The sequence below is a fragment of the Streptomyces tsukubensis genome, from assembly GCF_003932715.1.
Taxonomy (GTDB): Bacteria; Actinomycetota; Actinomycetes; order Streptomycetales; family Streptomycetaceae; genus Streptomyces; species Streptomyces tsukubensis.
Genome location: NZ_CP020700.1, coordinates 7,320,216 through 7,341,821, shown reverse-complemented (window position 1 = coordinate 7,341,821; position 21,606 = coordinate 7,320,216). Strand labels below are relative to the sequence as shown.

Here is a 21,606-nt window from a genome sequence, read left to right as displayed (position 1 = left end):
CGTTGTTTCCGCGGCCGCGGTCAGCCGCTCAACTGCTCCCGCCTCCAGCTTCCCGCCCAGGCCACAAGTTCCGGATCTTCGAGCGACGAGACCCAGCCGTCCGCCAGTTGCAGGCTCTCCGTGGAAGGCCGCTCACCGATCCCGATGACGGGAATTCCCGCACTGACAGCCGAACGAATACCGCAGAGGGAGTCCTCGAAGGCGAGGCATTCTCCGGGGTCGACTCCGCAGCGTGCCGCGGCCTCCGCGTAGACATCGGGTTCGGGCTTGGGCCTGACGGTGCCGCCGGGGACGACGACATGGCGGAAGTGCCGCAGCAGACCGGCGCCGGAGAGGCAGCTTTCGACGACGTCCTGGGGGCAGTTGCTGGCGACTGCCAGAGGCATGCTTCCGGCCAGGGAGGCGACGAGCGCGGGCGCTCCGGGGCAGGTGACGGGTGTTGCCGAGGCGAGGGCCCGGAAGGCCCGCAGAAGGTCGTCGGTCAGCTCGGCGGCCATCCGGGGCCGGCCGGCCATGGTCGCCATGAGCCGTCCGCACTCGGCGTAGTGGACCCCTTGGGCCAGGTCGGCGAACTTCTCGTCCGGGACCATTCCATGGTCGTCCAGCACATGCTGCCGGGCGTCGACCCAGTGCTTTTCGCTGTCCAGCAGCGTTCCGTCGCAGTCGAACACAACGGCCCGGGGGGACCATTGTGGGCTTCTGTTTTTCAGCATACAGGCACCCTTCAAAGGGTTCTGAATCGGATTGGACTCCGGAGCGATTTCGATCTTCAAAATCCATTTGGATCCACTCGCGCACATCGAGGGCGAGCCGTCCCGGAGCCAAGAAATGAACAAGCGGCAAGCTATTTCCCGCTACAACCACAAGTCAATAAAGGTCAAAAAAATGACACAAGAGGAAAATGGACGACACGCCCACCATGTCATGCAAGTACGATCATCACGCGGACCCGGAATGAGCATTCTCCGACCATCCGGTTCTCCGGCGACCCCATCGAAGAGAAAACAATCGGTCGGTGCGCTCGCTTTTTCCACCGAATAGTGTTCCGAAACGATTCCGGTCCGGCCCGGGTGCGGAAGCACGGCCCGCGGGGCAGCATCGGAGGGGTGCCGGGGGCGATCAGAGCGACCGGACCCGAGGAGGGCCCATGGTGCTGGAACCCGATCCGAACGTCGTACGGGAGTTGATCCACCGGTACGAGGCGCTCACGGCACCCGACGGGCCACGGGAGGACCCTTCGACCCCCACCCGGATCGAAGGGATCGTCTACACGCTCCGCGTCCTCACCGGTACCGGAGACGAGTCGAAGGCCCTGAGTGCCGCGCGCGGTCTGGTCTCCGGCCCCGGAGGCGGGCGGCGGCGCTGAGCGGTGGCCGCCGCCCGGGGTCGGCGCAGGGCGGGCCCCCGCCCTCGAAACATGCTCAGCGGTCCGGCAGGGCCTCCAGGAACTCCGTGAGGGCGGCGCCGAAGGCCCCGGACCGTTCCAGGTGGGGATAGTGCGCGGCGCCGTCGACGAGTGCCGTCCGGCCGTCGGCGACCTCGCGCACGAGCCGGCCGGCCATCCGCAGATGGTCCTCCGAGTCCAGGGCGCCGTTGACCGCGAGCACCGGGACGGTGATCCCGGGCAGCCGCTCCCGGGTCCGTGCCACCGGGACCACGTCGCCCGGCCCGTCCGCGCCGAGCCGGGCGAGGGTGCGGAAAGCCGCTGCACGCAGAGTGCCGACGACCTCCGGGTCGACCTCCGCGAGCGTGCGGTACGGGCCTGCCGCGAAGTCGAGGAACCTCTCGACACCGCCCGCGGCGTCACCCGCGGCCAGGGCCCGCTGGAAGTCCGCGAGGACTCCGGTCGTCCACGGATCGCGGAAGTCGGGCTCACTGGTGCCCGCACCGCTGACCACCAGGGCCCGTACCAGCGCGGGATGTTCCAGGGCGGTGTCGGTGGCGATACCACCGCCCATCGACACGCCGACCAGTACGGCGGGGCCGCAGTCGAGGTGACCGAGGAGTGCGGCCACGTCGTCGGTGTGGCGGAAGGGGCGGGTCCCGGCGGCGGACCCGCCGTGGCCCCGGAGGTCCGGCGCGATCACCCGGTGGGTACGGGCGAAGGAGTCGAGCTGCTCCTCCCACATGGTGTGGTCCAGAAGGCCGCCGTGCAGCAGCACCAGCGGGTCGCCCGTACCGCGGTCCCGGTAGGCGAGGGATCCGTCCCCGACCGGAAGAACCTGCGGGGCGGTGTGCGGGTATCCATCCATCATGACAACCAAGGTGTCATTTCCTCACCGCAATGACAACCGAGGTGTCATGATGGCGGAGTGACGAAGACCGGAGCCCCCCTGCCGCCCGATGAACTCGCCGACCGTCTGACCGAGGTCCTCGGCCTGGCGGGCCTGCTCTACCGGCGGGTGCTGCGCAAGGTGGAACAGACGGCCCCGGAGCAGGGGCTCTCCGTCGGGGTGCGGGCGGTGCTGGAGCTGCTGCGCGAGGAGGGGCCGATGACGGTCCCCCGGATGAGCGGCTCCCAGGCCCTGAGCAGACAGTTCGTGCAGCGGATGGTTAACGACGGGGCCGCCCTCGGCCTGGTGGAGCAGATCGCCAATCCGGCGCATCGGCGTTCGCCGCTGATCGGGCTGACCGTGGCGGGACGGGCGGCGATCACGGCGGTCACCGACCGGGAGAAGGCCGTGCTCGGCCGGACGGGCGGCGAGCTGACCGAGGCCGATATGGAGGCCTGTGTCCGGGTGCTGAGCGGGGTGCTCGCCCTGTTCGACGGCCGTGGGACGGAGACGCACGGGGAAAGGGAGGAAAGGGCGGAAGGAGATGGAGAGCGGAACGGGCCGACGGGCCGGGGCCGTACGCCCTCCGGATAGACGATCACCGCCGCGCCCGGCGCGCAATGTACCGGCTGTCTGCGGGAGTTGGTCGTACCGGACCATCCACCGATCGGCTGATGCCGCTTCGAGCCCGATGGGCGATGCGGTGGGACCGGCCGGTCGGCCATTCTCACGTCATGACCACGGCGAGCACCATCCGCGATCTGCACGGGCGACGACACCGCGAACATGCGCGGCCGGCGCGCGCTCTTCCCGGTACGCGCGGTACCGATCACGATCGTCCCGAGGCCGCGGCCGCCCGGGGAACCCGCGGGCCGGAGCGGGTACGGCGGTGCGTCGCGCGGCTCACCGGACCCGCGGTGTGCCGGCCCGGCCACGGCGACCGGCCCCGGGGCCCGGGGCCCGGCCCGGATTCCGCCGACGGCCCGCATCCGGGCTGGGACCGGCTGACGGCCGGGCACAACCCGTCGGGCCACCGCGGGTGACAGAGCCGGGGCCGCTGCTCCCCCCGAGGCGGCGGCCCCTCCCCCGTACCCCCGGTAGAGCGGGCACAGCGCCCGTCCGCACCCCCGGCCGGGCGGTACGAGGAGGTCCCGGCGCCGTCGGCGGAGGAACCGACGGCGCCGGGCCTTCCGGGACATCCCTTCGACCGTACGGACGGGATGCCCCCGGGACAGCCCGGAAGGGCAAGCGGCCGACGGCGCGGGCAGAAGCCGGCGCCGGACGTGGTCCGAAAGGAACTACCTAGTCGGCGTTGACGAACCGCGCCCGCCGCTCCAGGTTCTCCGCGAACCCCTCCCAGACCCGGGCGTTGTGACGGGCCACCTCGATGATCAGCTCGATGCAGTGCGCGGGCACCGAGGCGACGATCTCCGCCAGGTCCCTGGTGCCCACTTCGGTCTCCCCGAGGAGCCGGAGCAGCTGCCGCCCCAGTTCGCTCTGGCGCAGCGAGGGATCACGCGTCAGCTTGCCGAGGGCGGCCGCCGTCGGATTCCCGGCCCCGGCGGAAGGGGATCCGGCCGCGGTCTCCTGCCGGTATCCGACGGGGCGCCGACGCGGTACGGGCTCCGCACCGCGCTCCAGCCGCCTCCGCACGTCGAGCGCGGTGGCGGGCGACACCCCCGCGGTCCGCGCCACCTGGCGCAGGGAGGCCCCGGGGTTCTCCTTCATCAGCTCCGCGGCCCGGAGCCGGCCTTTGGCGCCGTTCAGCGGACGGACCTTGCCGTCGCGGCCGATGCGGAAGTTGGCCTTCGGTACGGCGTCGGACGAACGCCTCAGCTCCGCGACCGCGCGGGCCCCGAGACCGACGGAAACGGCGATGGCCCGGTCCGACATCGTGGGGTACGTGGTGAGGATCCGCAGGGCCGCGGCGGCGCGGTCGGTCGGGGTGGGCGAGCGGCCGTGCTCGGCACCGGCGTCGACCACCTCGGGACCTGCGCCCTCGGAAGGGCCGCCGGAGCATTCGGCGTCGACGGCCCGCCGTCCACGGAGGGAGATCGCCGGCAGTCGGCGGATCCCGTCGGTGCCGCGCCCGGCTCTCCGGTCGGGCGGAAAGGGCGGCCGCGGCCCCTCCGACGCCATCGGCCGCAGGACACGGACCTCTTCCGCACCGACTGCACGCGGCGGGTATCCGGGGACCATGCGCACGACCGGGGCGGAGGCGGTGGCCGCCCCGCCGCCCCGGCGGGAATCCCCCTCGGCAGGACCGGCACCGCCGGACCCGGCAGGCAGGGGCCTGCCGGGTCCGGCGGACGGACTCGGTCTTCGGATCCGGTGCACGGACGTGGTCGGCTCACCGGCTTCGACGGCGAACTCGCAGGCTGATGGGGTCGTGCTCACCGTGTCCATGCGACGAGACTCGGCCAAGGGCGGGAGTCACCGCATCGCCCATCCGGCTCAAAGCGCTATCAACCGATCGGTTGATGGCGGGTCATGACCGTGTTGCCCGACTCTGGAGGCACACCGGTATCTCTGGTCACGCCATTGAACAGCATCTCATCGGTACGCCGTTGAGAGTGAACCGGGTCCCGGACGGGGCCGGGGGCGCCGGACGGCTCAGCCGTGGAGGGTGACGTCGGGCAGCGGACGGCCGGACGCGTCGAACAAGGCGGTCCCGCAGTCACAGCACTCACCGGCCAGGGCCCGGTCCGCTTCGGCCGTCGGCAGTTCCCAGACCAGCATGTCGCCGCAGTTCGGGCAGTCGAGGCTGATCAGGGCCGTCTCGGAGGGCGAACCCCAGGCCCGCACCGGGAGGCCGTGGTGCGTCAGCCCGGCCGGTTCGCGGCCGCCGGTCAGCGCGACCAGCAGTTCATAGGTGTCGGTGCCGGTGTCCCATACCAGGAGCGTGCAGCCGAGCCGGGCGAGCACACCGGAGAGATGGTCGAGCTGCCGGACGGGGAAATCGCCGCGACCCGGGGCAGGACCGGTTTCGGCCGCACGGTGGACGGCAGAAGTGTCGACGTCCTTCGGGTCCGCTCCGAAGCTCCGTACCCGGTCGGCCGCGAACGACGCCAGCTCACCCGGGGATTCCTCACCGGTCCAGTCCATGCTGAACACGACGCTGTCGGCGTCGACCCCGCGGGCGCGCTCGCCGGGGGTCAGCACCAGCTCTTCCAGCTCCGTCACGATGATCACACTACCAATAGCCCGAGGGGCGGACCGGGCCGCCGGGACCGGTGCCGGGCGGGGTACGGCCGACGGCCGCACCCCCCGGGCCCGTCACCTCAGGACGCGGTGCAGTTGACCCGTACCGGAGCCGCCGCCGCATGGCGGTTGCCGGAGTCGCTGCCCCGGTTGCCGAGCACGACGGAGATCTTGCCGCCGGAGATCCGGTAGCTGCCGGCGTTCACCCAGCCCCCCAGGTGGGCGGTCTGGTTGAGGGAGAAGGTGCCCAGCACATTGGAGGACTTCTGGGTGAAGGCCCGGTACACGGTGTAGTAGGCGGGGTTGCCGCCGACATAGGTGATGTTCTTGACGTTGGGGATGTACACCTGGACCGCGCAGACGCCCTTCGTCACCTTGCCGGTCGTGAACTTCCACTGCGCCCAGCTGTCGTCGGAGCTCCTGTCCGACATCGGGACGCTGAAGTAGAAGCCGCTGCAGCCGTAGCCGGTGGTGCTGCCGCGGCTGCCGCGCCAGCGGTCCTTGCCCTTGCTGTCGTACCTGCCGCCTGCCGCGAAGCCCGGTGTGTCGCAGCCAGGGCCGATGAGGTGCGCATAGGTGGCGGCCACCGGGGCGGGCGGTTTGGCGGCCGGGCCGGACTTCGAGGGCGTGTTCGTCGCCGGGGCCTTCTTGCCCGGGACGGCCGGGGGCTTCTTCGCCGGGGTGGTGGCCGGGGGCTTGGCGTTCCCGGCTCCCGCCGGAGTGGCCGGGGGCTTCTTCCCGTTGGTTCCGGTGGCGGGCCCCGCGGCTCCGCCCGCGCCGGTGCCTCCGGCGACCCCGGGGAGGGGGGCGCCCGCCTCCTGGGGTCCCGGCACCGGGGCCAGGGCAGACGACCCGCCGCCCGCGGCCCCGGACGCTCCACCGGCGGCCGGAGTTGTGCCTCGTCGCGCCGGACTGCCCTTGGGGGAGCCGGGTGCCGCGAGCCGCTCCTCGCCGGGGACCAGTCCCGGGTCGGCGCCGTCGGGGTCCATCAGGCTGCCGGGCGGTCCTTCGGCGACCGCGGTCTTCCGCTTCTCGTCGGGTTCGGAGGTTTCGGAGATCAGGAACGGAACGGCTATCAGTACCAGTCCGCCGAGCGCGGCGGCGGCTATCAGCGGCTTCTTGGGCCGTCCCGGCGGAGTGCCGTCGGCGCCCGTACCCGTACCGGAACCCGAACCGGGTCCGGCGGCCCGGGTCGCCGTCGCGAGCCGGGCCCGTACCGCCGAAACGGCTCCGGTACGGGTCGCGGTCGAGGCCCGGGTGTCCGGATCCGCACTCGCCGCGGCGGCCGGGGCGGGCGGGTTCGTGGTGGAGGCGGCGGTCGCGGCGGGGGTGCCGGAGGCCGCGGCGGCACCGCTCACCGTGGAGACACCGGTCGCCGGGGCGGCAGCCGGTCGCGCCGCGGACGAACCCGTCTCTCCGGCGGCCGGTGGTGCGGCGGCCGGGGCAGGGGCGTCCGGGGTCGCGGCGACAGCAGCGGCGGCCGCGGCCGTGGGGAACAGTCCCGTGGCCGGCTCCTGTGCCAGGGGCGCCACGGCCGCCGCGCGCCGTACCGAGGTGTCCGGTGCGTTTCCGCCGTCCGGGGTGGTCTCTCTGCTTGCCATGCCTGGGCTGCCTTTCTGGGTACGGGTACGGGGACGGGTGCGGCGGAGGAACCGGGGTGTGCGGCCCCGGCTCCTTCAGGACGCCGGTGGGACGTACAGCCGGAGCGGACCGGTGCACCGTCCGGGCCAGGGCGTCTCCCCGGCGGCGGACCGGCGGGCGGCGGCGTCCAGCTTCTCCAGGGCTCCGGCGGACGGCTCCCGGAACGGCCCGCCCCCGCCGGGTGTCTCCGCCAGCAGGACCCGCGCCGGTGATCCGTCGCCGCGCTCCCGGCGGGCCAGGACCGTGAAGGACGTCCCGGCGGCGAACAGGGCCCCGGCGCCGTCTCCGTCGCGGGTGAGTACGGAGGTACGCCGGGCGGTCACGGGCCGGATGGCGTAGCGGACCAGTGCATCGGGCGGCACCGCGGCACCACGCGCCTCCGCGTGGACGACGTCCAGCGGGGCGTCACAGGTCAGTACGGCCCCCGGGACCACATCGTCCGGGATTCCGGGCTGCGGTACGGCACGGATCAGGGTGCCGCGCAGCGCGGGCAGCCTGCGCAGTCCGGAGGCCAGACAGACCGCGTAGGGACGGAGCCGGTCCGGGTCGGCGGCGAGTGCGCGGGCGCCGAACGGGTCGTCGGGCCCTGAGGAGAGGTAGAGCCGTACGGCGATGAGATCGGCGTTGGCGCCCTCCTCCCCCGAACTGCGCAGTGCGGGCAGTCTGATCAGTGCCTGGCCGACGGGGCCGCTGTGCTCCTCCCAGATATCGGCGGCGAGTTCCCGGAAGGCGTGCCGGTCGCGTTCGCCGCTGAGTCCGGTGGGCGCGGGGCGGAGCGGAGCGGGGGCGGGGGCGACTGCCGGGGCGGGGGCCCGGACGGTCGTACGGGGTGCCTCCGCGGGCGCCGGTTCGGGGGAGGTCGCGGGCGGGCGGGCAGCGGAGGACTGCAGCGGGCCGGTCGCCGTGAGGGCGACGGTGGGCACGACAGCGACCGCAGGGGCGGCCTGCGGAGTACAGGCGGCCCGCGATACCGCCGGTGTGGACTCTGCCGTGCTCACGGTCGATGCGCTGTCCGGCAGCGGACCCGCAAGGGGGACGGCTGCGGTGGTCTCGGCCCGCACCGTGGTGGCCACCACCGGCAGCGGTTCGGGCGAGGAGGCCGTGGCGGGGCGCGCGGCCGGGGCCCGGCCGGTCGTGGTCACCGGCGCTGCCGTGACGGCGGGCAGCGGGGCGGCCGGAGTGCCCGGCTCCCGCAGTCCGGCCACTTCCGTCTCGGCGGTCTGCGTCTCGGCCGGGGCTGCGAACGCCAGCCCCGTCCGGACGGCGAACTTCCGCAGCTCGGCGACGAGTTCGGGTGCGGCATCGGCGGGTCCCGCGATCTCGGCGTGCGCGCGGGCCGGTGCGTCGAGTTCCGCGAGGAGTGCGGCGAGTCCCTTCAGATGGGCGTCGCGCTCCCGTCCCGTCAGACAGGCGGAGTCGACGGTGACCCGCAGGGCCCGGGCGTCGGTGGGGCGTCGGCCGATCTCCCGGGGCGGTGCGGAATCCTTGCCCAGCCAGAGCCCGGAGCGTACGGCGAAGGCCCGGGCCCCGGACGCCAGCAGGAGCGCCGGTTCGTCGCCGGCTCCGGCGGGGGCTCCCGGCAGTGACCAGCCGGTCGGCTCGGGCTCGGGGCGCGATCCGTCGTCCCGCGCGGGGAAGCACTTCAGTGCGGTCAGCGGCGGGGACCAGGTGAACTCGCCCTCGGTGGAGAGCAACCGTACGGACTCCGCCGCCGCCTCCGCCGTACCGTCGCCGCTCAGCGGCAGGCCGAGGGTGACCTCCAGCTCCGTGCCGAGCAGATCGCAGACGTCCTCGGCCAGGGTGACCGCCTCGCGTCCGTCGGCGGGGACGAGCCGCACGGAGGACCGGGCGTCGGCGGGCAGCCCGGCGAGCAGGGTCGCGAGATCGTCGGCAGGAACCGGCGCGGCGCGCGGGACGCCGAGCAGGACGCTCACCTTCTCGGGGTGGGCGGCGGCCGCGTAGGCGGGGTCGCCGGGCCGGGGCGCGGCGGCGTCCGCGGGGCTCAGCAGCATTCCGGCGGGCACGGGCCGCGCCACGCACGCACCGACCCGTCCCGCGGGGACCCGGGCCAGGGCGCGCTGCCAGCGGGGCGCGGGCAGCCGGATGCCGAGGGCTTCGGGCGCGGCGTCCGGTACGAAGCGCCACCAGCCGCCGCCGGGGGTGGCGGGTTCGGAGACGTACAGCAGCCCGCCGGGGGTGAGGACGGCGGCGGCGTCGGGGGCCTCCAGGGTGATGCGCCAGGCGTCGGCGAGCCGCTGCGCGAGCGGTCCGGCCTCCCCGGCCGGGGCCGCGGCCCCGGACAGGACGAGCCGTACGGCGAGCGGTTCTCCGTCGCTGAGCCGCCCGAGCAGGGTGCCGAGTTCCTCGCCGAGATTGCGGGCGGCGTCCGGCGGCACATCCACGACGACGACGGGCCGACGGGCGTCGGCGGGCAGATCGCGCAGGAGGTCACGGACGGTGGATTCGTCGACGGCGGAGGAGCGCAGCAGATAGCGGTGGGAGAGGTCTTCCAGGACGGTACGGGGACCTTCGGCGGGGGCGGCCCCGACCGGGGCACCGGCCCGTCGCCCGAACCGCCGCAGCAGCCGCGGCATTCCGCCCCTTCCCCCTGCTGCGGTCTGCTCCCCTTGCCTCGGCCGGGTCATCGCTTGCCTCCCTTGCCCGAGCCCGAGCCCTTCGAGCCGGTGAGGATGTCGAACGCCTGCTGGTCGAGTCCGCGACCACCGCCTCCGGCACCCGGGCGGGGGGCCGGAGCCGTGGATCCGGACGAGGTGGCCACCGGCTCCGGGACGCTCCATCCGTGCGCGGTCCACACCACGCGGAGTTCCCCGGCCGAAGGGCCCTGGGGCCTGACGGTCTCGGTGGTGCCGTCGGGACCGGTGACCACGAGAGTGCGGCCGAGGCCGTCGGCGTAGAGCCCGAGCAGCAGGAGTGCTGAGCCGTCGAGGGTGAAGGGCCCTTCGAGCGGGGTCGTCCGCCGTGCCGCCGCGGCCGCGGAACTCTCCTGCTGGGGCGGCACGGGAACGGTGTACTCGTCGAAGTTGTGGCTCATGGGGTGGATGCGGCCGGTGAAGAGCCGGACGAGGAGGTCCTCCACCGTCATGCCCGCCTCCTGTGCCCTGGCTACGAGGGTCCGGGCCTCCTGCGCTCCGCTTCTGATCCACGCCGCCCTGTCGCGTTCCTGCTCGGCGGGGGTTCTCTCCGGCGCGACGGCCAACGGCTGGGGGACCTCGTCCGTGTGGGTCGTGATCACGCTCTGCAGCATGGTCGCGACGCCGTCGTGGGCCGCGCTCCACGGAGCCACGGACGGCGTGACCGGCGATCCGTCTCCGTGGGTTCGGAGGGGTGAGGTGCCGGGGCTCAGTGCCTGCCCGAGGGCGTCGAAGAACGACCGCGGCCGGGTGTTCAGTCCCTCCCCGCCGTCGGAGAGGTACATCGTGGCGAAGGTGTGGAAGCCGCGCTGCAGTACGGCCTCGTCGGTGACGTTGAGGAGATTCAGTGCGTGGAGCCGCTGCTGGTCGGGGCCGAGGCCGGCGAACAGCCCGGGGTGACCGGGTACGGGCACGGAGGCGGCCTGCTTCAGCGGCTTGTCGGCGAAGAGGTTCAGCGGATCGGCCGCCGGGTCCGGGGCGAGGGGGCGCCCGTTCATCAGGTCGGAGCTGCGCAGTGCGGCGTTGTTGAACGGGGGCGCGTTCTTGAGGGCTTCCCGGTCCGTTCTGTCCAGCGTGAACAGCCGCCCGAAGGGCGGGGGGTTGGTATGGCTCTGCGGGACGTGGAGCGCGCCCGGATCCGGATGCTGCCCGCCCTCGGTCGCCTCGGCGGTCTTGCGCCGGGATTCGAGCATGCCGACGAAGAGGCGGGAGAGGTCGGTCTGGGTGGCACCGTTCTCGAAGTCCACCAGGAAGGCCGTGCCCCGGGCAGCGGGCCGCAGATGGTCCGCCGCGACGTGTACCTGCGCGGTCAGTTCGCTTCTGTCGGTCCGTCCGGTCCTGTTGCGGTCACCCACCTCGCGGATCCCGTCCGCGGCGTCGTTGGCGATCTCCCAGGCGGCCAGCCTCATGAGGCTGTCGGCCAGACCGTGGTACTCCCCCGCCCCTCTGCTGAACCGGACGGGGCCGAGGGCCTGGTGGTCGGCGGGGATGTCCAGCAGGATCGCCAGCCCGTCCGCGAAGAGGTTCGGTTCGGGTGAGTACGGCACCAGGGGGGCCGTCTCGGCCATCCGGCTCCGTACCCGCATGTCGTGGCGGATGAGATCGTCGAACATCGGGATCGTGTTCTCCACGTCGGAGGGCCGGTCTCCGAAGCGGGTGTTCCAGCGGGCCAGGGTCTCCCGGACGAGGCGGTCACGGCCCTGTGTGTCGGTGGCGGCCGGGATGGTGTATCCGCCGGAGATCAGCAGCGGGCGCAGCGGCGCATATCCGAGGTCGGTCATGTCGTCGAAACTCAGCCGGTTCTCGAAGTGTTCGAAGACATGGCGGCCGGACGGTGTCAGATGCGGATAGGGGTCGAGGTCCATGAAGGACATATAGGGATGGGTGGTGGTCCGCATACCGTTGAGCGCCCGGGAGGTGGCGTCGCTCGTGAGCACGTGGTTGCGTGCGGTGCCGTAGGGAAAGTCGTCGGACTGGCGCAGTCTCATGGGCACGGCCACCAGGGCGACGGGCACGCTCCAGTTGCGGTCGGTGGTTGCGTTCCGGATCGCGTTGAGGATGTTCTGCTCGACCCCGGGGTTCGCGGAATTGACCCGCCCGTTGACGCCGATGACGATGGCGACCTCCGGCGGGTTCTCGGACCGCCTGCCCTGGAGGACTGCCTGGACGAACCGGTCGATCGTCTCGGGCTCCCTGGTGAGGGTGTTCCAGTCGACCATCGCGTTGACGACGAACGATATGGGGCGCATCTGCCTGACGCTGTCGCGGACGGCCGTCCGGTACTGGTTCGGGTTGAGGGTGTCGGCGGTCGCGCTGCCGAAGCGCGACTGGAAGTGGTTGTTCACGTACGGGACGGTCGTCGTGGGCGCGGCGGTGCTGTTGGCAGCCGCCGGCCCGTGAGCGGTGTGTCCACCCCGGTTGGCGTTCCCACCACCGCGGCCCTGCGGAGGCCCGCCCCGATTGGCATTTCCACCACCCCGGCTCTGCGGAGGACCACCCCGATTGGCGTTCCCACCACCCCGGCTGTCCGGCGGCCCGCCCCGGTTGGCGTTCCCACCACCCCGGCTCTGCGGAGGACCACCCCGATTGGCATTTCCACCACCCCGGCTCTGCGGAGGACCACCCCGATTGGCGTTCCCACCACCCCGGCTGTCCGGCGGCCCGCCCCGATTGGCGTTCCCGCCACCCCGACCGCCACGGCCCCGGTTGGACTGGCTGGCCGGGTATTCGGGTGTGCTGTCGGGTGCGAGCATCCGGGAAGGGGCGGTGGGCTGCGCCGCCGACGTGGTGTGCAGCGGGATGTTCGCCGTGTCGCTGACCCGTTCGATGACGGCGAGGTGGTCCGCGAGCACCCTTGACAGGGACGCGGTGTCCGCGACGGCCATCAGCCCGTCGTCGTGGACCCCGGTCCGGTCCTGCCGGGCCCGGAAGATATGGGGGTCGCCTTCCTGCCTGCCCGGTGTGTCCAGGTACTCGTCGGGGAGGCCCAGATAGTGGAGGAGTTCATGGGTCAGCACCGCGTCGTGGTCGTTGACGTCCCAGTGGAGCTGGTCGGCGCGGCCCGGTACGGGTGTCCTGGTGAGGGTGATCGCGTCGCTGCGGTCGGGCTTGTCGAGGAATCCGGTCGTCACCATGAGCTGGTCCCCGGAGCCGGGGAGCCGGTAGCCGCGGTTGATATGGGTGTCGAGCAGGCTCTGGACCCGCTTCTGCAGGTCGGTGAGGTCGGTGGTGCTGACGTCCTGGCCGCGCTTGAACGGCAGGGTGACGAAGAAGTGCCGTGCGGTCCGTCCGTCGGGGAGCTGCTCCCGGCTGACGCGGTAGCGGATCCGGGTCTCGGATCCGCTGAGGCGGCCCGCTGGCCGGTCGTCCTGGCGCAGCTTCGGGTCGAAGCGTTCCGTGCTGACGGCGACCGTGTCGTCGCGGCCCCGGACGGGCAGCTCCTGTCGGCCGACCCGGTGCTGCACGAAGTCGCCTTCGGCCCGCGGCGGCTTCACGGGACGCGAGGCATCCGGGTCCCTCGGCGGAGGCGATGCGGCAGCAGTTTCGGTGTTCCCTTCGGGCCGGTTGCGGACCGGCGGAGGCGGGGGCGGCGGCGGTGCCGAGCTGCTGGAGACGGTGGCGACCGACGGCGTGGGCCGGTCCAGGGGCTGTGCGGCCAGGGAGTCGGAGCGCGGTCCGCCGGGGCCGTCGATCTCGGTGCCCCGGGACCCTTCGGCGTCGGCCGTTTCGGGGTCGAAGACCCGGTAGCGGATGCCGTCGTCGTCGCGTACGGCGAGTTCGACGGTCAGCTGCGATTCCCGGGCGATGCGGGCGGCCCGGTCCATGGCCTGCTGTTCCGCCGCCCGCCACTCCGGGTCGTTGCGGTCGCCGTGGGGCAGGGTCGTCCAGAGCTGGGGCATGCGCCGATCGGTGTCGAGGACGTTCTCCTGCTCCTCCCGGGCCCGGACGAGGTGCTCGACGATCACCGCGTCGGGCCGGGTGCCGGGATTGCCGGGGCCGGGGTCGGAGACGTTGTCCGGACGGCGCGGCGGGGCGGACAGGTCCCAGACCCCGTCGCCGCGGTCGGCGTCCGGCAGTACGCCCAGGCCCAGCAGGTCCAGCTCGGAGACGCGGAGGACGACGGTACCGGTGACATGGCGGGTGCCGTCGGGGCCGGTCACGGTGGTGACGCTGTCGGCTTCGATCTCATGGGTGTGCAGTCCGGAGGTGGCCGTACGCTGTCCGGCGGAGCCCACCTTGGTCCAGCGGCGGCCGGCCGCGGAGTCCCCGCCGCCCTGCCCCTGCGGTACCGACTGGTAGTGGAAGGGGCTGGTGCTCGCGCCGAGGGTGTGGTTTCCCTCGGTGTCGACGGTGTGGTTGACGCCGAGGGTGGCGTTGGTGGTACGTGACGTGGACGAGCCGGCCGTGATGCCGAAGCCGGTCTGGCGTACCCGGTCGATGGTGACGCCGTGCGAGTCCCCGAGGAGCTTCGGCCGGAGGATCTCGGTGCTGAGCGTGGTCCGGGGGTTGCCGTCGGCGGTGTGGACGGGCGGCCCGCCGAGACCGGAGGCCTGCCGCAGCGGGTCGACGGTGATCTCTCCGCCGTGCAGCAGCTCCGTGATCCGTACCGCCGCGGCTTCCTGACTCGTACCGCTGATCAGGCCTTCCGCGTCGACCAGGGAGGGCGCGACGGCGTGGATCGCGTTCAGCAGCGGCAGGGACTGCGGTGCTCCGTAGACGACCTCCGTGCCACTGGGGCGTACGGGGGTGGCCTCGGCCCTGGTCAGACCGGTCCGCGGGTCCTGCTCCTGCACCCCGGCGGGCAGCCGTTCGATGACCGGCCCGGCGGCGGCCGGGGCGTTGTCGTGGGCGAACCGGAGGGTGACGCTCGCGTTCACCTCGGGGATGGCGCCGCGGTTCACACCGTCGACGGAGATCTCCGCGTTGAAGGTCCACGCCAGCTTGAACTCGGCCCCGCCGTCGGTGCGCTGCCAGATCCGGTCCTCGGCGGTGGTCGTGGTCGTGACGGTGTCGGTACGGGTGGTGGAGTGCGCGGCCCCCGGGCTGACGCCCAGTTTCCGGCTGCCGGTGGCGGCCGTGGGAACGGACGCGCTGCCCGATCCGGAAGCGCCCCACTTCGTGGTGGTGGAACGGGCGTCGGTGATGTTGTTGGGCGCGTGCTGGCTGAAGGTCTCCAGCCCGGCGCCCGCCGCGGCCGCACGGCCCCGCGCGTTCTCCAGGGCCGTCGCGTCCCAGCCGGTGCGGCCGGAGAGACGTACGGTGACGTTCTTGGTGGTCAGACCGTCGGGGTAGGGGAAGGTGAAGGCGAGCGGCTGGTCGCCGCCCCGGCCGACGAGTGCGGCCATGGCCGCGGGTGAGGTGAAGTCGGCGATGCGCTGGCGCAGTCCGGGGACGTAGTGGGAGCTGCCGGGGGTGAGTGCGCCCGGTGTTTCGGTGCTGATCAGCTCCGTGAGCCGGGTACGGAGGAAGTCCCGGGGGTCCGGTCCGGGCTGCTGCTGGGCGGGCTCGTTCGCCGGCGCCGTCGCGGGCTGGGTCGCGGGCGCTTCGGTCCCGGGGGGCTGCGGGGCGGGGAGCGGGGCGGTCAGGGGGGTGACTTCGAGGACCGTGGCCAGTCCGGCGATGCCGTGTGTACGGAAGCGGTCCGGCAGGGGGATGTCCTGGGGCCGGTCGTCCTGGCGGTCGATTCCGGCGAGTCCGGTGAGCTGGCCGCTGTGGCGGAGCTGTTCGGGGGTGGCGAGGAACTGCATCCCGCCCCGTACCGTATCGCTGCCCCTGAGCGTGACGGGAGCGGCGTGAACGGGTCCGCCGCGGTGTCCGCGGACCACGGTGACCTCGTACTCGATATCGGCGGCCATCCGGTGGTAGGTGCCGCTCTCCGAGGGGACATGGGTGTTGCTCGTCGACACGGCGGCCGTCACGGCGTGGGTCGTACCGCGGCCGTGGATCGCCTTGGCGCCGCCGCCGCCGGTGACGGGGCGGTCGGCGGCCGGGGTCCCGGCGGCTGCGGCCTCCGCCGCCCGGCGGTCGGGGCCGGACTTCAGACCGAGTCCGCCGCCGCCTTCCAGGGACGTCGTGGTGCTGGTCTGGTGGGAGGCGCTGTCGATGAACCCGAGGTCGACCTCTCCGTACTGGGAGACGGTGTCGAGGTGGCGCACATTCGTCATCCGGGCCCTGATCTCGACGACGAGATCGGTCCCGACGGTGGCACCAGGGACGAACAGATCGTCGATGACGTACACGCCCTTGACCATCTGGTGGGCGCGGGCGGTCAGGGCGCCGGGGGTGAGCTGGGCGTGGAGGGCCTCGGAGAGCAGGATCTCCTGGGCGGCTCGGTCGTCACCGGTCACCACCCGGCGAACCGTCGTCGCGGCATCGACGAGTGAGGACACCAGCGAACCGGAGCCGTCGGCAGCGGCGGGCCGGGTGTGGGTCGGCAGTACGGCGCCTTCGGCGAGGTCGCCGGGCTCCGTGTCCCGGTCACCCGGGCCGTCTTCCGGGGCCGACTGCCGGATGAGGCTGTTCACCAGGTCGTTCAGCACGGAGCTGCCGCGCATGATGTCGACCATGGCGTTGTCGGGCAGGAGCCCGCCCTGGTCGGTGACGGTGACATCGCCCGTCGTGGGGGTGGGAGTGGTGGCCGACACGACGCGCTTCTCGGGGAGGGCGACGTCGAGATAGGCACCGGGGTCGTTGGGGGTTCCGGAGCCGTCCCGGTCGGCGGGGGTGAACATGCCGGAGTGGTAGTCGTGCAGCGTCTCGCGCCCCGCGGAGATCGTCAGATGCAGCTCCGCGGGCACCCGGAACACCTCGGTGGACTGTTTGCTCGTCCCCAGCAGCTGGGAGTAGGCGAGCCCGGAGCCGGTGGTGAGGGTATGGGCGTTCTGCCAGGTCTTCTTGATCTCGGCGTTGCCCGAGAGCCGGACCGCGGAATCGCCGACGGCGCGCCCGGCGTCCACGCTGCCGCCCAGCGACCAGGACGTGGTCCGGGTGCGGGAGCTGTTTCCGGGGATGGTGATACCGCTGATGTTGGGGATGACGACGCCGGAGGCCCTCTTGAGGTGCCGGATCGGGGGTGCGTCGGTACCGTCCGCCGGGGGCGCGGGTCTGCGCAGGTCCAGAGTGACGGCGATGCGCTCGTTGGTGCCGCCGAATCCCGGCTTGTTGAAGTGGAGGGTGTAGCCGCCGTCGACCAACTCGTCGGCGCCGGCCTGGAGGCCGTGGGAGGAGGTGAAGAGGTCCAGATCGCGCAGGTTCTCCAGACGCGCCTTGACCAGCGCCTCGCCACCGGGCCAGGTCACGGTCTCGGTGCGGGGCAGATATCCGTTCTCGGTGAGCCAGCGCCGGGTCTCCGCGAGGACGGCGCGGGCACCCGCTCCGTCGACCGCGATCGGGGTCGCCGAGACGCCGAGGGACTGGAGGTCGGCCACCTCGGTGGGCGGCGCCACGGTCTGCTCGGCCGTGGGCGCGGTCTCGGTGACGGTGTCGGGGTGCAGGGTGCGGATCCACACGTTGGTCGCCGTCATCTCGTCGGCGGCCCGGCGGGGGGTGCCGTCGGCGCCGACAAAGGTGACCTGGTACGTGACCCGGGCCGGGGTGAGCACATGTCCGCCGTTGGCCCGCAGGTTGCGCAGCATGTTGTGGGTGGATCCGGCGCCGAAGGACTGGTCCTTCTGGAGGGAGCCGCTGCCCTTGACCGCGCTGGTGATGCCGAGGTTGAAGTCCCTGAGCGCGGACGGTTCACCGGGCTGCTGGGTGTTCAGGGTGGCCCCGAAGGCACCGTCGGCGCCCAGTGTCCGGGACACCTTGGCCTGGGCGTCGACCTTGGTCTGCCGGTCGAGGGCACGTTCGAAGTTGTAGGTGTCGGTGACATGGATGTCCCGCAGGGCGGGATCGCCGGTGGGCGTGATGCTCGCCGTGACCTTGAACATGCCGACGGCGTTGCCGTCCCGGTCGACCAGGAGGGGCGAGACGGTGCCCTGGGACGAGCGGTCCCCGTCGGATCCGGTGTACTGGAGCGGCAGTGCGCCGAGCTGCTGCGGGCCGCCGAAGAAGCGGCGGAACGCATCCCGGGAGCCGGGTGAGAGCTGGTCGAACTCCCGTCCGAACTGTGTTTCGGCGTGCCGCAGCAGGCTGCCGGGGTCGGTCATGGAGTCCATGGTCCAGAGCGGCAGCTTCTCCAGATGGGCCCGGAACTCGCGCTCGTCGCGGCTGACGAACTGCGTCTGCCCGGAGGGGTCTCCGGAGACGGTGAGGTGCTTGGGGAACCAGGCCGTGACGATTCCCGAGCCGTCCGAGTCCGACCAGAGGTTCACATGGCGCGGCTGAAGGGGGATGCCGCCGGTACCGTCGCCGGTCGTGTCGGCGGGGGCTGGGGTGCCGTCGTTCGGTGTCCGAATGCTCCAGGCGGCCCGGTAGTCGAAGGGAATGGCCCGCTCGCCGCTGCGCATCATGGTGGTCGCGACGACCGCCTGGGCGACGGTCGTGGACAGGGTGTGGCGGCCCAGACCGATCGTGGGTGTCACGGAGAGGCTGAAGGCGGTGATGCGGTTCCAGACGTCGCCGAGGACCGGGACGGCCAGGGTATTGAGCTTGTTGACCAGCGATCCGGCCCAGCCGGGCAGCGAAACGGTGCGCACCGCGCTCGTACCGCCCTGCGAAGTTCTGTCGTAGCCGGAGGACAGGCGGTCCTCGTTGTTGCGCGGCGGGAACCGGCCCGATGAGCCGTACATCTCCGATGCCTTGGGCTCCGAGAGGTTCAGCCGGACATCGAGCGGATGCCCGGTGCCGTTGTGGAAGACGGTGATGCGGTGACCGTCGGGGCTCAGCAGCATCACCCGGTTGTCGTGCAGGGCCTGGGGGCTGATGAGGGTGTCCAGCTGCCGTTCGACATCGGCGCGGTGGGGGTCGTCCGGGCGAATGCCCAGGGTGGTCAGCAGGTCCCGGCGCAGCGCGTTCACGACTCCGGGGCCGACGGTGGAGAGCTGTACCCCGCCCGGGACACCGCGGTTGTTGGTTCCGAGGTCACGGACCGCAGGGGCGAGGCCCTCGGCTCGGGCGTCCTCCCGGAACAGGCGGCCGAACGCGTAGCCGCCACCGTCGAAGGCCGCCGTGCCGTCGTTCTCCTCCCGGAACAGCCCGCGCAGTCCGAGATCGCCGCGTTCGAAGGGCGGCGGGCCGTCGTCGTCTTCCCGGAACAGCCGGCCCAGCCCGAAGTCACCACGGCCGAACGCTGCCGCGCCGTCGTGCTCTTCCCGGAACAGCCGGCCCAGCCCGAGGTCACCGTTGCCGAAGACCGACTCGTCGTCGCCCTGCTGTGCCGGAGTGTCGGCGGTCTCCTCTCCGTCCGAGCCGAGCTGCTCCGGTTCCGAGGCGGGATCCGTGTATACGGAGAACTCGGAGGCGGTGTAGAAGGAGTCCCCGTCATCCGAGTCGATGTCCGTTGTCATGGCGAACGGAGGTGTGATCGGGGCGGTGTTGTTCTCCGAGCTCTCCGGAACGTTCTGAGGCGTGTCGTCCAGCAGCGGCGGTGCCGAGCTGACGTCCAGGTGGTCCAGTTCTCCGTCATCGTCGTCCGACAGCATGTCGTCACCGAGCAGCGTCTCGCCCGACATGGTCGCCGGTGCCGTGACGGAGGAGGGCGCGGGAGCGGGCTCGTCCTTGTTCCCGCCCCGCTCGTCGGTGGAGTCCGGCGTCGGCATCGTACTTTCGGCGACCAGCCGGTCGGGCTCCTTCGCCTGCTCGCCGGGCTGCTGGTCGATGCTGCCCACCAGAGTGGCCTGGTCCGTGTCCTGGCCCTGATCCGGCGTGGGTGCGTTGCTCTCCATGGGGACCATCGCCGGCTTTTCCGCGCCGGAGCCGCCGTTGTCGTTCGCGCCGTTACGCGGGGAAGTCTGGTTCGGCTGGTTGCCCTGATTGCTCTGGTTCGACTGGTTGGTCGGCTGCGCGGCCGGGGACTGCGGTGCCGCGGTGGAGGCGCTGCCCCCAGCACCGGCTCCGCCGCCGGTCGCGGTGGGTACGGGTGCCGTGACGGGCGGCGCCATGACCGGGCCGTCCTCGTTGCCTCCGTCGAAGAGATCGTCGAGGCCGAGGTTCCGCATATCGCTGGTGAGGCTACTCGCATCGTCGAAGAGATCGTCGATGCCGAAGTTCCGCATATCGGCGGTGAGGCTGCCGGCTTCGTCGTAGAACTCGTCGAGTTGGAGGTCCGGCATATCGCCGGTGAGGCCGCCGGTCTTCCCCTCGGTCCCCCCGCTCGCGGCAGGCGACGCGGTACCCCCGCTGCCGGCACCCGCGACGTTGCCGTCGGTCAGCCAGCTCGGCGGCGCCATGCCCAGGTTTCCGCGCAGCCCCATGGCGAGGTTCTCGCCACCGGCCTCCATCATGGCGCCGAGACGGCCTTCGACCATGCCCGAACCGAAGGTCAGTCCGGACGTCTTGAAGGTGTGCTCGTCGGAGAAGATCAGGTTGTACATGCCCTCGGACACGGCGGCATGGGCACCTTCGAAGACGCCTCGGCCCGTGCCTTCGACGATCTCCCGCAGGATGCTGCGGCCGAGCGAGTCGGCGGCGCCCTGGCTCAGGACCTTGGTGAGATCCGGACCCAGATCCTTCGCGATCGGCCCGAGGGACTTCTCCAGGGCGTCCGGCAGCTCCCGGGTCCCGGTCTTCTCCAGCAGGGTGCGGGCCCAGTCCCGGCCCGCGTCGACGGCCCCGTCGCCGAAGCGACGGCGGAAAGCCTCCCCGACGTCGTCCACGAACTGCCGACCCGCTTTGGCGGAACCGGGTCCGTAGGTGTTCGGCAGATTCTTCCGGAAGGCCTCGCTCATATCCCGGCCGAAGGAGACCGGGGGCTGCGGGCCGGGCTTGTCGGTGTCCGGCTTGTTCGACCCGGGCTTCGGTGCGGGCTCCCCCGTCTCCGGCTTCGGCTTCGGAGCGGGCTCCGGAGTTCCCGACTCGGTCTTCGGCTTGGGCGCGGGCGCGTCCTTCGGAGGCGGTACAGGCGCGTCCTTCGGAGGCGGCACCGGCGCTTCCGTTTTCGCGTCCGGCTTCTTCGGCAGGGGCTTGACGTCCAGGTCCTTCGGCTTGGGCGGCGGCAGCACCCCGTCGATCTTGTTGCCGAGGTTCCGCCCCGCGTCCAGACCGAACATCTTCGCCAGCAGCTTCCCGAACCGGTCGCCCAGCGCATTGAAGGGGCCGGCCAGCAGACCCTGCACCATGCCCGACAGCGCGGCGTTCTTCGTGAGCTCGGTGTCCCACTCGTCGCGCGTGCCCTGGTTCAGCTGAATCCACTGGATCATGGCGTCCATCGTGACGCCCATGCCGACGTTGATGATCTGATGCGTCAGCAGTGTGACGACCAGCCGGCCGAGCTTGGTCTTCAGAATGACCCGGACGATCGCCTGCTTCTTCAGGTACACCGCGATCGAAGCACCGAAGAAGAAGGCCGTGGCCGCCGCGAAGGCGGCCTCGATCAGCAGCGCCACCAACTGCGCGATGATCATGTACTTGGTGTACTGAAGCTGGGTGGCGCTCTTCCGCGTGAAGTCGGCGACGAGCTGCGCCTGGTCACCGACCGCGTTGAAGTAATCCAACCCCTCCTGGCCGCCGAGGAAGGACTTCATCGCCTCCTGGTACATCTTCGCGGCGTCACCGTCGAAGTTCTGCTTGGTGTAGCCGAGCACGTCGGCCACCATCGCCTGGAAGTCCTTGTTCAGTTTCCCGTGCAGGTCTTTGTGTACCTCGGCGAGGGCGAACATCTTGTCCTCGTCGCCGTCGGGCGGAACCTCGCCCGTCAGGATGGCGAACAGCCAGGCACACTCAGGGGGAAACTGAATCGACAA

The 21,606-nt window shown here is 72.0% G+C and carries 9 protein-coding genes; 2 read left to right on the top strand and 7 right to left on the bottom strand.

The genetic code is table 11. The annotated features are described in order from the left end of the window. Nucleotides 1-20: 20 nt before the first annotated feature. The gene (locus B7R87_RS30520; protein ID WP_006345148.1) at nucleotides 21-671 is read right to left on the bottom strand and encodes an HAD family hydrolase; all 651 of its coding nucleotides are present in this window, start codon (nucleotides 669-671) and stop codon (nucleotides 21-23) included. 476 nt (nucleotides 672-1,147) lie between these two features. On the opposite strand from B7R87_RS30520, the gene B7R87_RS33920 reads away from it, so the two are divergent. Then, nucleotides 1,148-1,366, top strand: a complete 219-nt coding sequence (locus tag B7R87_RS33920; RefSeq protein WP_006345149.1) for a DUF5133 domain-containing protein — start codon at nucleotides 1,148-1,150, stop codon at nucleotides 1,364-1,366. 55 nt (nucleotides 1,367-1,421) lie between these two features. Here B7R87_RS33920 and B7R87_RS30510 read toward each other — a convergent pair whose 3' ends face one another. Further along, nucleotides 1,422-2,255 carry an alpha/beta fold hydrolase gene (locus B7R87_RS30510; RefSeq protein ID WP_006345150.1) on the bottom strand — a complete coding sequence of 278 codons (834 nt, stop codon included), beginning with the start codon at nucleotides 2,253-2,255 and terminating at the stop codon, nucleotides 1,422-1,424. Between the two features lie 57 nt (nucleotides 2,256-2,312). Between B7R87_RS30510 and B7R87_RS30505 the strand changes: the two genes are divergently transcribed. Then, the gene (locus B7R87_RS30505; protein WP_006345151.1) at nucleotides 2,313-2,867 is read left to right on the top strand and encodes a MarR family winged helix-turn-helix transcriptional regulator; all 555 of its coding nucleotides are present in this window, start codon (nucleotides 2,313-2,315) and stop codon (nucleotides 2,865-2,867) included. Between the two features lie 708 nt (nucleotides 2,868-3,575). On the opposite strand, the gene B7R87_RS30500 is transcribed toward B7R87_RS30505, so the two are convergent. The 5 genes from B7R87_RS30500 to B7R87_RS30480 all read right to left on the bottom strand — a co-directional run bounded on the left by B7R87_RS30500 (nucleotide 3,576) and on the right by B7R87_RS30480 (nucleotide 21,606). Beyond that, nucleotides 3,576-4,412, bottom strand: a complete 837-nt coding sequence (locus B7R87_RS30500) for a hypothetical protein (protein WP_040913027.1) — start codon at nucleotides 4,410-4,412, stop codon at nucleotides 3,576-3,578. A gap of 474 nt (nucleotides 4,413-4,886) precedes the next feature. After that, on the bottom strand, nucleotides 4,887-5,456 hold the full coding sequence (locus B7R87_RS30495; protein ID WP_100249023.1) for a hypothetical protein: 570 nt from the start codon (nucleotides 5,454-5,456) through the stop codon (nucleotides 4,887-4,889). A gap of 98 nt (nucleotides 5,457-5,554) precedes the next feature. Then, nucleotides 5,555-7,075, bottom strand: coding sequence for a hypothetical protein (locus tag B7R87_RS30490; RefSeq protein ID WP_130584783.1), 1,521 nt, complete (start codon nucleotides 7,073-7,075; stop codon nucleotides 5,555-5,557). Nucleotides 7,076-7,150: 75 nt separating this feature from the next. Then, nucleotides 7,151-9,760 carry a hypothetical protein gene (locus B7R87_RS30485; RefSeq protein ID WP_157997821.1) on the bottom strand — a complete coding sequence of 870 codons (2,610 nt, stop codon included), beginning with the start codon at nucleotides 9,758-9,760 and terminating at the stop codon, nucleotides 7,151-7,153. Then, nucleotides 9,757-21,606: a WXG100-like domain-containing protein gene (locus tag B7R87_RS30480; protein ID WP_130584782.1), complete on the bottom strand. Its 11,850-nt coding sequence runs from the start codon at nucleotides 21,604-21,606 to the stop codon at nucleotides 9,757-9,759. The genes B7R87_RS30485 and B7R87_RS30480 overlap by 4 nt, the downstream gene beginning before the upstream one ends.